9 protein-coding genes are annotated in these 11,262 nt (G+C 70.7%); 4 read left to right on the top strand and 5 right to left on the bottom strand.

Annotation, left to right across the window (positions count from 1 at the left end):
* Nucleotides 1-26 precede the first annotated feature (26 nt).
* Entirely contained in the window at nucleotides 27-908 is an 882-nt protein-coding gene (locus B7K23_RS11560) for a carbohydrate kinase family protein (RefSeq protein ID WP_159451398.1), read from the top strand.
* 61 nt (nucleotides 909-969) lie between these two features.
* Here B7K23_RS11560 and B7K23_RS11565 read toward each other — a convergent pair whose 3' ends face one another.
* From B7K23_RS11565 to B7K23_RS11575, 3 genes are read right to left on the bottom strand one after another with little or no spacing between them, the layout of a single operon-like run.
* Entirely contained in the window at nucleotides 970-1,842 is an 873-nt protein-coding gene (locus B7K23_RS11565) for a hypothetical protein (RefSeq protein WP_084126727.1), read from the bottom strand.
* Nucleotides 1,839-4,832, bottom strand: coding sequence for a bifunctional [glutamine synthetase] adenylyltransferase/[glutamine synthetase]-adenylyl-L-tyrosine phosphorylase (locus tag B7K23_RS11570; RefSeq protein WP_084126728.1), 2,994 nt, complete (start codon nucleotides 4,830-4,832; stop codon nucleotides 1,839-1,841). The genes B7K23_RS11565 and B7K23_RS11570 overlap by 4 nt, the downstream gene beginning before the upstream one ends.
* Nucleotides 4,833-4,851: 19 nt before the next feature.
* On the bottom strand, nucleotides 4,852-6,186 hold the full coding sequence (locus B7K23_RS11575; protein WP_084126729.1) for a glutamine synthetase family protein: 1,335 nt from the start codon (nucleotides 6,184-6,186) through the stop codon (nucleotides 4,852-4,854).
* 108 nt (nucleotides 6,187-6,294) lie between these two features.
* Between B7K23_RS11575 and B7K23_RS11580 the strand changes: the two genes are divergently transcribed.
* The 3 genes from B7K23_RS11580 to B7K23_RS11590 all read left to right on the top strand — a co-directional run bounded on the left by B7K23_RS11580 (nucleotide 6,295) and on the right by B7K23_RS11590 (nucleotide 9,957).
* Nucleotides 6,295-7,935, top strand: coding sequence for an NAD+ synthase (locus tag B7K23_RS11580; RefSeq protein WP_084126730.1), 1,641 nt, complete (start codon nucleotides 6,295-6,297; stop codon nucleotides 7,933-7,935).
* Nucleotides 7,936-8,219: 284 nt separating this feature from the next.
* On the top strand, nucleotides 8,220-9,023 hold the full coding sequence (gene panB / locus B7K23_RS11585; RefSeq protein ID WP_084126731.1) for a 3-methyl-2-oxobutanoate hydroxymethyltransferase: 804 nt from the start codon (nucleotides 8,220-8,222) through the stop codon (nucleotides 9,021-9,023).
* Nucleotides 9,024-9,102: 79 nt separating this feature from the next.
* Nucleotides 9,103-9,957 carry an NAD(P)-dependent oxidoreductase gene (locus tag B7K23_RS11590; protein WP_084126732.1) on the top strand — a complete coding sequence of 285 codons (855 nt, stop codon included), beginning with the start codon at nucleotides 9,103-9,105 and terminating at the stop codon, nucleotides 9,955-9,957.
* Nucleotides 9,958-9,970: 13 nt separating this feature from the next.
* Here the strand turns inward: B7K23_RS11590 and B7K23_RS11595 are convergent, their stop codons facing one another.
* Together B7K23_RS11595 and B7K23_RS11600 are read right to left on the bottom strand one after the other, a co-directional pair.
* A complete protein-coding gene (locus B7K23_RS11595; RefSeq protein WP_084126733.1) occupies nucleotides 9,971-10,927 on the bottom strand; it encodes a DUF1254 domain-containing protein in 957 nt (318 codons plus the stop codon).
* 101 nt (nucleotides 10,928-11,028) lie between these two features.
* Nucleotides 11,029-11,232: a hypothetical protein gene (locus B7K23_RS11600; protein ID WP_084126964.1), complete on the bottom strand. Its 204-nt coding sequence runs from the start codon at nucleotides 11,230-11,232 to the stop codon at nucleotides 11,029-11,031.
* Nucleotides 11,233-11,262: the final 30 nt, after the last annotated feature.

Genomic DNA, 11,262 nt, shown 5'->3' on the forward strand with positions numbered 1-11,262 from the left:
CCGCGACCGGCGCGCAGAGGATCGCCGTGATCGGGCCGGCCTCGATCGACACGATCGTCGACCTCGACTCGCTGCCCGCCCCCACGCCGCACACCGTGATGGCTCGAGGGTGGTCCACCCAGCTGGGTGGCACCTCGGCGGGCAAGGCCCTCCACCTTGCGGATGCGGGGGCCGACGCATGGCTCATCACGACAGAGGGCGACGACGCGCAGGGGGCGCGCGTCACGCGGATGCTCGCCGACCGCGGCGTCCGCGTCCATCCGGTGCCCACCGACGGGCCTGCCGAGCGCCACCTCAACCTGGTCGCGCCGCCCGGTCAGCGCCTGTCCATCTACCTCCAGCCCGCCGGCGAGCCGTCCCCCGACGCCGTCGCAGCGCTCGCTGACCTCCTGGCCGCTGAACTGCTTCGCGCCGACGCGGTCTTCCTCGACCTCGCGCCCCTGGCCGCCGCGCTCGCCCCCGTCGTGACGCGCGCGGGACGCCCCGTATGGGTCGACGTGCATGACTACGACGGCACCGATCCCTTCCACGCGCCCTTCCTCGCGGCGGCCGACGTGGTCCTCATGAACGGCGATCGAATCGGGGACGCGGAGGCGTTCCTCGCCACGCTCGTGCGCGAAGGCATGCATGCCGCGGTGTGCACGCTCGGACCCGACGGTGCGCTCGGGGTGGCAGGCGACGGAAAGATCGTCAGCGTCGAGGCGGTTCCCACCGACGTGGTCGACACCAACGGGGCAGGCGACGCCTTCGCAGTCGGAATGCTGCTGTGCGCGCTCCACGAGGGCGCCACGGGCCGCCGCATGAGCGCACCGGAGCTGCACCGCGCCATGCAGGCAGGTGCCGCTCAGGCCTCGCAGGCGATCTCCAGCACCGGGATCGCTCCAGGGATGTCCGCGTGGGGCGAGTGAGGCGACAGGTGGGACCGGCGAGGGCGAGCGGCGCGCCGAGGCGACCGCAGCATCGTCCCTGTCAGCGACGGCCGTTCATCGCCCTGGCGAGCAGGCCGAACACGACCGCTCCCGCAAGCGCCCCGAGCCCGACCCAGAGCGTGCGCGCGGTGAGAGTTGGCAGCGAGTCCTCGCTCAGCACGCCGCTGAGAAGCGCCTTGACTGCGCTGTCGTCGCCGCCGGGCACGAGAGCGACGATCGCGTCGACGCCCATGAACGTGAGCGCGGCCCACGCCCCGAGCGACATCACGCCGATCGCGAGCAGGAGCTTGGGGATGAACCAGGCGCGGCGCGGCGAGATCACGAGGCCCGCAACGACGAGGCCCGCGCCGAGCCACAGCCCGTACTGCGCAAGGAACGCGAGGATCTTGTAGGCGGTGCGCGCGTGCTCGAAGGTGTCCGCCTCCATGACGACGACCTCGACCGGCGCGATGTCGAGGCGGCTCGCCGCCGCACCCACGAGCGGCGAGTCCTCGAGCTGCTCGGCGACGAGGCTGTCGACCTCGACGACGACCACGAGCGGCGCCTTCTCGCGGGTCTCGTCCGTGAGCGCATCCGCGATCTGCGCGCGCGCCTCCTCGGCCTGCGAGACGACGACGTCCTGGAAGACCTCGGAGCCGACGAGCGCCGCGAACAGCGACTCGAGCCCGTCCTCGAGTGCGGTGGACCCGAGCGAGATGCCCTGGTCGTCGAGCCACTCCACGACCTCCTCGGTGACCGAGGCCGCGAGGGTCTCCTGAACGGCGTCAGACTCGAGCGCGCGATCCGTGAAGCCGACCACCGCGGTGCCGTCCTCGACCGCCTCGACCGCGATGCCCCCGACGGCCCAGCCGAGGATCGACGCCGCGCCCGCGAGGATGCACAGCGCCGACAGGATCGTGCGCAGCAGCCTCATCGGATCCCCTCGTCCCAGCCGAAGAACAGGCGTTCGAAGACCGCGCGCGCCCGGCGCGCGGTCCGGATGTAGCGGTCCTCGAGCTCGGGGCCGGTGTCGTCCGCCCCCATGATCTCGGCGAGCACCTTGAGCTCCCGCGCATCGGGTGGGAGGACATTCGAGTCGCCCTTGCGACCTCGCAGCGCGATCGCGCCGCGCAGGTCCGTCGCGAGGATCCACGCCTCGCGCAGCGTCAGGGCGTCGTCGAACGAGATCAGGGCCGCGTCCTCCGCGGCGCGCAGGGCCCGCAGCGTCTCCGTCGTGCGCAGCCCCTCGATGCGGTGGGCGTGCTGGAGCTGGAGCAGCTGCACGGTCCACTCGACGTCCGACAGTCCGCCCGGACCGAGCTTGAGGTGGCGATGCGGGTCGACGCCGCGCGGCAGCCGCTCGGACTCCATGCGCGCCTTGAGGCGACGCATCTGCGCGAGCGCGTCGGGCTTCAGCGCCTCGGGGTAGCGCACCGGGGCGACCGCCTCCACGAACCTCTCGCGCAGGTCGGCATCGCCCGCGCAGGGCCTCGCGCGCAGCAGCGCCTGTGCCTCCCAGGGATCGGACCAGCGCGCGTAGTAGCCGACAGTCGAGTCGAACGAGCGCGCGAGCGGTCCGTTGCGGCCCTCGGGCCTCAGATCCGCGTCGATCTCGAGTGACGGCTGAGGCCCGACCTTCTGGAGCAGGTTGCGGATCACGGAGGCGAAGCGCTGCGCATGGGCGGCAGCATGGTCCCCGCCTCCCTCGAACACGAACTGGACGTCCGCATCGGACGCGTAGCTCATCTCTCGCCCGCCGTATCGCCCCATGGCCACGACGAGCAGTCGCGGCGGCTCCTCGCCGATCTCCTCGCGCACCAGATGGACCGCGACCCGCATCGCGCCCTCGAGGAGCACGTCCGCAGCGTCGGAGACCGCGCCCGCGGCCCACGAGGCGTTGATCATGCCGAGCGTGTCCGCCGCCGCGACGCGGGCGTTCTCGCGCCGGCGCAGGCCGCGCATCGCGGTGATCGCCTGGTCCGCGTCGTCTGATCGCCGCAGGATCGCATCCGCCTCGGTCCAGAGGCGGTCGTAGGGCCTGGGCTCGAGCGCCTCGTCGGAGTCGAGCCAGCGCACCTGCTCGGCGCTCGACAGCAGTGCTTTCGTGACGTAGCCGGACGTCGACAGCAGCCGCGCGAGCCGCTCGGCCGCAGTGCCGGAGTCGCGCAGGAGCTTCAGGAACCACTGCGCGGAGCCGAGCTGCTCGGACAGCTGGCGGAATGCCAGCAGTCCCGCATCGGGCTCCGGCCCCTCCGCGAACCACCCGATCATCGCGGGCAGGAGCTGCTGCCGGATCGCGGCGGAGCGTGACACTCCCCCGGTGAGCGCGACGATGTGGCGCAGCGCGGCGTCGGCGTCCTTGAAGCCGACCGCCTTGAGACGGTCGCGCGCCGCGGCGTTGTCGAGGCTCGCCTCACCCGTGCTGAGGCGCGCGACCACGGGCAGGATCGGTCGGTAGAACATGTCCAGGTGCATCGCTCGCACCCGTCGGCGGACGTCGTGCCACACCTCGTCCATGTACTCGACCGTCACGAAGCCCGAGGCGCGCGCAAGGATCCGGCGGTCCTCCTCGCGCTCGGGCATGAGGTGGGTGCGCGAGAGCTTGCGCAGCTGGAGCCGGTGCTCCCACACTCGGAGCTGACGGTAGGCGCGGTCCATCGCGGCGGCCTCCGGGCGCCCGACGTAGCCGGAGTCGCGCAGCGCGGCGAGCGCGGTGAGCGTCGACCGCGTGCGCAGCGACTCGTCCGCCCGGCCGTGGACCAGCTGGAGCAGTTGGATCGTGAACTCGACGTCGCGCAGGCCACCGGGCCCGAGCTTGATCTGCCTGTCCACCTCGCGCGCGGGCACGTGCTGCTCGACGCGCTTGCGCATCGCCTGGGCTGCCTCGACGAACCCCTCGCGCTCGACCGCCGACCACACGAGCGGCTGGAGCATCGTCACGTAGCGCTCGCCGATCTCCATATCGCCGGCGATAGGACGCGCCTTGAGCAGCGCTTGGAACTCCCAGCCCTGCGCCCAGCGCTCGTAGTACGCGAGGTGCGACGCGAGACCGCGCACGAGCGCGCCATCCTTGCCCTCGGGCCGGAGGTTGGCGTCGACCTGCCACAGCGGAGGCTCCGCGGCGAAGCGGTCGCAGGCGCGCGCCGCCGCCGCGGCCAGTCGCGTCGCGACCTTGAGGGAGACGTGCTCGTCCACGCCCTCCGCGGGCTCGGCGGCGTAGATCACGTCGACGTCGGACACGTAGTTCAGCTCGCGCGCGCCGCACTTGCCCATGCCCATGATCGCGAGCCTGGTGATCGCGTGGTCGGGCTCGTCCGCGCGGGCGATCGCGAGGCCCGCCTCGAGCGCCGCCCCGGCGAGGTCGGCGAGCGCGGTCCCGACGGCCGGCATGATCGCGAGCGGGTCGCGCTGGTGCAGGTCGATCGCCGCGACGCGGAGCAGCTCGCGTCGATACGCCACCCGCATGGCGACGACCCCGTCAGCGCCCGTGATCGTCGCGACCGGCGCGGGCGAGGCCGGGTCTCCTCCGACGGCCTCCACGAGCCTGGCTCGCACGTCGACCCCGTCGACCGGCTGATCCTCGGTCAGCGTGGTGAAGTCCCTGAGCAGCTCGGGGTGGCGCACGAGGAAGTCGCCGAGCGCCTCGGAGCCGCCGAGCACAGCGGCGAGGAGCTCGCCCTGCGGAGTGCTGACGAGCGTGTGCAGCGTCTCGAGCTCGCCCCCGTCGCGCGCGGCCTCGCACACGCGCAGCAGCTGCAGCAGGCCCTTGTCGGGGTCCGAGTAGTACGACAGCGCGACGGCGGGGTCGCCGAAGCGGATCCCGGCGACGTCGGCGATCTGCTCGAGCAGCGTCTCCGCTCGGCCGGTGTCCATCACCCCCGCGCGTCGCAGACGGGTGGAGAGGGAGACCTCGCGTGAGCTCATCGGGCCTGCGCGGAGCCGATCAGAGGACCGGCAGGTTCGTCTCGAGCTCGAACGGGGTGACCTGCTCGCGATAGGCCTGCCACTCCGCGCGCTTGTTGCGCAGCACGAAGTCGAAGACGCGCTCGCCCAGGGTCTCAGCGACCAGCTCCGAACGCTCCATGGCACCGATCGCGTCGTTGAGCGACTGCGGAAGCGGCTCGTAGCCCATCGCCTTGCGCTCCTTGTCGGACAGCTCCCACACGTCGTCCTCGACACCGGCGGGGAGCTCGTAGCCCTCCTCGATGCCCTTGAGGCCCGCGGCCAGCAGGACCGAGAACGCGAGGTACGGGTTGGTCGCGGAGTCGAGGCCGCGGTACTCGATGCGCGTCGACTGGCTCTTGCCGGGCTTGTGCACCGGAATGCGCACGAGCGCGGAGCGGTTGTTCGAGCCCCAGCACACGTAGCTGGGTGCCTCGGACCCGCCCCACAGGCGCTTGTACGAGTTGACGTGCTGGTTGGTGATCAGCGTGATCTCGGGCGCGTGCTTGAGCAGGCCCGCGACGAACTGCTTCGCGACCGGCGACAGGTCGTATTCGCTGCCCGCCTCGTAGAACGCGTTGCGGTCGCCCTCGAACAGGCTCAGGTGCGTGTGCATTCCCGAGCCCGGAGCGTCGGCGAGCGGCTTCGGCATGAACGAGGCGTACACGCCCTGCTGGAGCGCGACCTCCTTGATGACCGAGCGGAACGTCATGATGTTGTCGGCCATGGTCAGCGCGTCCGCGTAGCGCAGATCGATCTCGTTCTGGCCGGGGCCGATCTCATGGTGCGAGAACTCGACCGAGATGCCCATGGACTCGAGCATCGTGATCGCGTCGCGGCGGAAGCTGTGCGCCGCGCCTCGCGGGACGTTGTCGAAGTACCCGGCCTGGTCCACCGGTACGGGCGGCTGCCCGGGAACGAGCGACTCGAAGAGGTAGAACTCGATCTCGGGGTGCGTGTAGAAGGTGAAGCCCTTCTCGCTCGCCTTGTCGAGGGTGCGGGTGAGCACGTTGCGCGGATCCGACAGCGCCGCGGCGCCGTCCGGGGTCTGGATGTCGCAGAACATGCGGGCAGCGCCCTGACGCTCGCCGCGCCACGGCAGCACCTGGAAGGTGCTCGGGTCGGGGCGAGCGATCATGTCGGCCTCGTACACGCGAGCCAGTCCCTCGACGGCCGAGCCGTCGAAGCCGATGCCCTCGCTGAAGGCGTTCTCGAGCTCCGCGGGAGCGATCGCGACCGACTTGAGAACACCGAGGACATCGGTGAACCACAGTCGGACGAAACGGATGTCACGCTCCTCGACGGTGCGGAGCACGAATTCCTGCTGCTTGTCCATAGACCTCATCCTGCCTCATCCGCATGACGTTCGTGTTACCTGGAACGTCCGTGCCTACAGCCAGCCAACGCGCGCTGGCACCAACCGGTTCCGTCGTAGGCTGGCCGCATGACGGACCTGCGCATCGCGATGGCACAGATCAACACCTGCGTGGGCGACATCGCAGGTAACGCCGCACTGATCCTCGACGGCTGCCGTGCCGCGGCCGAGCGCGGCGCGAGGCTCGTCGCCTTCCCCGAGATGACGACCACGGGCTACCCGATCGAGGACCTCGCCCTGCGCGCGAGCTTCCAGCGCGCGGCCGAGCAGTCGGTCCACCGGATCGCCGCCGAACTGGACGATGCGGGACTGGGCGACCTCACCGTCGTCCTGGGGACGCTCGGGACGAACGATGAGGGCCGCCCGACGAACGACGCCGTGGTTCTGCGCGGCGGCGCGGTCACGGAGCGCTACAGCAAGCACCACCTGCCGAACTACGGCGTCTTCGACGAGCGCCGCATCTTCGCCGCGGGCCACGAGCCCTGCCTGATCACCGCCGACGAGCGGCGCATCGGCATCGTCGTGTGCGAGGACATCTGGCAGGACGGCGGACCCGTGGCGGCGCTCGCCTCGAAGGACCTCGACCTGCTGCTCGTGCTCAACGGTTCGCCCTTCGAGGAGGGCAAGGGCATGGTGCGCACCGAGCTCGCGCGGCGACGCGCGGCCGAGGTCGGCGCCCCGCTCGTGTACGTGAACATGTGGGGCGGCCAGGACGACCTCGTGTTCGACGGCCACTCGTTCATCGTCGCCGCCGACGGCGAGTGGATGGCGAACTCCCCCGGCTTCGAGGACTCGCTCGTCACGTGGGACGTGCCCGCCCGAGGGACGGCCCCCGCCACGGGCGAGGTCGTCGACTTCGCCTCCGAGGACGAGCAGGCGTATCGCGCCGTCGTGACCGGGCTGCGCGACTATGTGAACAAGAACGGCTTCGGCTCGATCGTGCTCGGCGTCTCGGGCGGCATCGACTCGGCGCTGACCGCCGCCATCGCGGCCGACGCGATCGGCGGCGCGAATGTGGTCGGCGTCTCGATGCCGTCGGAGTTCTCCTCGGAGCACTCCAAGGACGATGCGGCGGATCTGTGCAAGCGGATCGGCGCCGACTACCGGGTCCAGCCGATCGCGCCGCTCGTCGACGCGTTCCAGGCGCAGCTCGCGCTCACCGGGGTCGCCGAGGAGAACCTCCAGGCGCGCGTGCGCGGAGTGATCCTCATGGCCATCTCGAACCGCGAGAACCACCTCGTGATCGCGCCCGGCAACAAGTCCGAGCTCGCGACCGGCTACGCGACCATCTACGACGCGGGCTCGATCGGCGGCTTCGCTCCGCTCAAGGACCTCGACAAGACGCGCGTGTGGGCGCTCGCGCGGTGGCGCAACGCGCTCGCCCGGTCGCGCGGCGAGGTCGAGCCGATCCCCGTGAACTCGATCGAGAAGCCCCCGTCGGCCGAGCTCAGGCCGGGCCAGACGGACCAGGACTCGCTGCCCGACTACGCGCTCCTCGACGAGGTCCTCGACGCGTATGTCGAGCACGCCGAGGGCCGCGAGGAGCTGCTCGCGCGCGGTTTCGACGAGGCCGTCGTCGACAAGGTGCTGTCGCTCGTGGACCGCGCCGAGTGGAAGCGCCGCCAGTACCCTCTCGGACCGAAGGTGACCGCGCTCGCCTTCGGTCGCGACCGCCGTCTCCCCGTCACCTCGCGCTGGCGCGAGAAGTAGGACCTCGGCTTCCGCGCTATCCCGGCCCCGCATTCCTTTCGGTGCGGATCTCGGCGGGCCCTGCACTCCCAGATTCCGCTGAGTGTGGCCGGGCCCGTGAGCGGTGGAGCTGTGGTCAGAACCCTCGGGTCAGCGAGAACGGTCGGCGCCTTCTGGAATGGCGCGACAGGTCGCCACACCTAGAGCCACACCCTGAGGAATCTAGGCGCCTCCGCACGTCCCGCAGCCACACCCAGAGGAATCTGGCGCGAGAAGTAGGTCGCTCCCCGTGAGAAGGTGAAGCCATGAGCAAGAAGGTGCGGATCCACCACTTCAAGGAGATGAAGCAGCGCGGTGAGAAGATCACCATGCTGACGGCGTACGACTATCCGACCGCGAAGGCGTTCGACGCCGCCGGCGTCGACATGCTGCTCGTCGGAGACTCGCTCGGCGACAACATGCTCGGCTACGACTCGACGGTCCCCCTCACGATCGACGAGATGGTCCCGTTCGCGCGCGCCGTGGCGCGCGCCGCCGAGCGCGCGTTCGTCGTCGCGGACCTGCCGTTCGGCTCGTACGAGGTCTCCCCCGAGCAGGCCGTCGAGTCCTCGATCAGGATGATGAAGCTGTCGGGCGCGCAGGCGATCAAGTTCGAGGGCGGACGACGCATCGCACGCCAGGTCAAGGCCGTCACCGACGCGGGCATCCCGTTCTGCGGCCACCTGGGCTTCACGCCGCAGAGCGAGAACGCGCTTGGCGGCCGACGCATCCAGGGGCGCGGTGAGCAGGGCATCCAGGACCTCGTGGACGATGCGCTCGCCCTGCAGGAGGCGGGCGCCTTCGCGGTCGTGCTCGAGATGGTCGTGGCGCCCGCGGCGGAGGCGGTCACCAAGGCCCTCGACATCCCGACGATCGGCATCGGCGCAGGCTCCTCCACCGACGGCCAGGTGCTCGTGTGGCTCGACATGGCGGGCGTCGGCGACTGGCACCCCCGGTTCTCGCGCCAGTTCGGCGCGGTGGGCGCCGAGATGACGAATGCCGCGTCGGGCTACGTGCAGGCCGTCAAGGACGTCGAGTTCCCGGCCGCCGAGCACACGTTCGACAGCTGATCGCGGGCGCGCGGACCGCTCAAACGGGGCTGCGCGACGCACAGAGGGCGCGCGAGGCGCGCCGAGGAAGGAGTGCTCGATGGCGAGCATCGTCGTGACCGGCAGCAAAGGCAAGCTCGGCCGGGTGGTCGTGGACGTCCTCACCGCGGAGGGCCACGCCGTCCATGGCCTGGACACCGTGCCCTCCCCGCCGTCACCAGACTTCACGCGGGTCGATCTCACCGACTACGGCCAGACGGTCGACGCGCTCTTCGGGGTGCAGGACCGGTACGACTGCGTCGACGCGGTCGTGCACCTCGCGGCGATCCCGGCGCCCGGCCAGGCCGCGGACGTGGCGACCTTCGACAACAACATGCTCGCGACCTCGCACGTGTTCCAGGGCGCGCTGCGCGCGGGCGTGCGGAAGATCGTCTACGCGTCCTCGGAGACCGTCCTGGGCCTGCCGTTCGCGACCGATCCGCCGTACATCCCCGTGGACGAGGACTACGACGCTCGCCCCGAGTCGAACTACTCGCTCGTGAAGCATCTCGAGGAGCAGATGGCGATCCAGCTGTGCCGCTGGCATCAGGATCTGTCGGTCACGGCGCTGCGCTTCTCCAACGTGATGTACGAGGAGGAGTACGCGGACTTCCCCGCGTTCGACGCCGACGCGACCCTCCGCCGATGGAACCTGTGGGGATACATCGACGCGCGCGACGGCGCCCAGGCGGTGTCCAGGGCGCTCGCGCACGACGCCCTCGGCTTCGAGCGCTTCGTCATCGCGAACGCGGACACCGTCATGTCCCGTTCGAGCGCCGAGCTGGTGGCCGAGCAGTTCCCCGACGTGCCGGTCACGAAGGAGCTCGGCGAGCACGAGACGCTGCTGTCGATCGACAAGGCGCGCGCGGTGCTCGGGTTCGAGCCCCAGCACTCGTGGCGCGACCACGTGGGCTGAGCGCGACGTCCGGTCAGAGCATCGTCGACGCGACCGGCGACAGCGGAGGCACCCTCCACGCTCCCGTGAGCACGGGGTCGTGCGGCTGGTACAGCCGCGTGACGATGCCCCACCTCTCGGGCACGGGGATGTCGTTCGGCCCCTCGGGCGCCCCGTGCACGAAGCGGACCTCCACGGCGCCCGTCTCGTCTGGCACCGCCGTCACGCTGTTGACCGAGTAGCGGCCGTGCGGGTTCGGCTCGAAGAAGCCCTCGTCGTTGTAGACCGACACCGACCAGAACGCGTCGACGGGCACGTCGACCAGGGTGAGCCGGCTGTCGATCGCGGGATCGTCCGGCACGGCGCTGACGTAGACGGCCTCGGAGGACGGCAGCCCGCCCCAGCCCGTGGCAGTGCCGATGAGGTGGCGGATCGGATCGACCTGTCCCTTGGCACCGAAGGCGCCGTCGTATCCGTCCAGACCCGAGCCGAGCACCTCGAGCGCCGTCCGCGTCGCGTCGAGATCCGCGAGGTTGTAGTCCGGCATCACGAGGTCCTCGCCGCCGTCGGCGACGACGTCGATGCCGTCCTGCAGCGCCTGGACGGCCTCGACATCGGCCGGATCGACCGGGTCCACGAGGATGCGGATCGCGACGAGCGCGTAGCGCGTGCCCGCCTCGGTCACACTCAACCAGTACTTGCCCGCCGAGTGCAGCACGAGCGGCACGTAGTGATCGTTGTTGACGACCATCGCGGACATGTAGCGGTCGCCCGCGTGCGGGAGCACCAGCTCGACCGGCTTGGCGAGGTCGAGCACCGCGAGGCTGTAGAGCGTGTCGCGGTTCATGCGGACGACGGGCTGCGAATCGATCGGCGTCGGCACCCGGTTGTGGTGGAGGCGATTGACGCCTCCCGCGATCCGCTGGTTCGCGACCAGCATGCGATCGGTCTCGGCTCGGACGAAGTTGTCGACGTTGACGTGGATGCTCATGATGCAGCCTCCTCTGTGGCCCTCACTCCATCGTCCGCCCGGAGCGAGCGCATCGCCAACCGAGGAGGCGGCGAACCAGCCGCGGGGCGGGCCCGCTCGGGTCAGGCGCGGTCGCCCCGCCAGTCCGCATCGTCGTCGTCCCACGCCGCCGAGCGCTTGCGCGCCTTGTCGAGCGCGTGCTCCGCCTCCTCGCGCGTCGCGTAGGGACCCATAAGGTCCTCCCACGAGCTGACGCGCCCCTCCTCCACCGCATGCGTGCGGGTGTTGAAGAAGTACTCGACGCGCTCAGGACTCTCGTATGACATGCACATCGCCTCCGTGAATAGACTGCCAGG

Origin of the sequence: Demequina sp. NBRC 110054, assembly GCF_002090115.1 — a bacterium.
Taxonomy (GTDB): domain Bacteria; phylum Actinomycetota; class Actinomycetes; order Actinomycetales; family Demequinaceae; genus Demequina.

Excerpts from the sequence above, each read along its gene's own strand:
- B7K23_RS11565 (WP_084126727.1), bottom strand. The coding sequence starts at position 1,842 with ATGAGGCTGCTGCGCACGATCCTGTCGGCGCTGTGCATCCTCGCGGGC.
- B7K23_RS11570 (WP_084126728.1), bottom strand. The coding sequence starts at position 4,832 with ATGAGCTCACGCGAGGTCTCCCTCTCCACCCGTCTGCGACGCGCGGGG.
- B7K23_RS11575 (WP_084126729.1), bottom strand. The coding sequence starts at position 6,186 with ATGGACAAGCAGCAGGAATTCGTGCTCCGCACCGTCGAGGAGCGTGAC.
- B7K23_RS11580 (WP_084126730.1), top strand. The coding sequence starts at position 6,295 with ATGACGGACCTGCGCATCGCGATGGCACAGATCAACACCTGCGTGGGC.
- panB (WP_084126731.1), top strand. The coding sequence starts at position 8,220 with ATGAGCAAGAAGGTGCGGATCCACCACTTCAAGGAGATGAAGCAGCGC.
- B7K23_RS11590 (WP_084126732.1), top strand. The coding sequence starts at position 9,103 with ATGGCGAGCATCGTCGTGACCGGCAGCAAAGGCAAGCTCGGCCGGGTG.
- B7K23_RS11595 (WP_084126733.1), bottom strand. The coding sequence starts at position 10,927 with ATGAGCATCCACGTCAACGTCGACAACTTCGTCCGAGCCGAGACCGAT.
- B7K23_RS11600 (WP_084126964.1), bottom strand. The coding sequence starts at position 11,232 with ATGTCATACGAGAGTCCTGAGCGCGTCGAGTACTTCTTCAACACCCGC.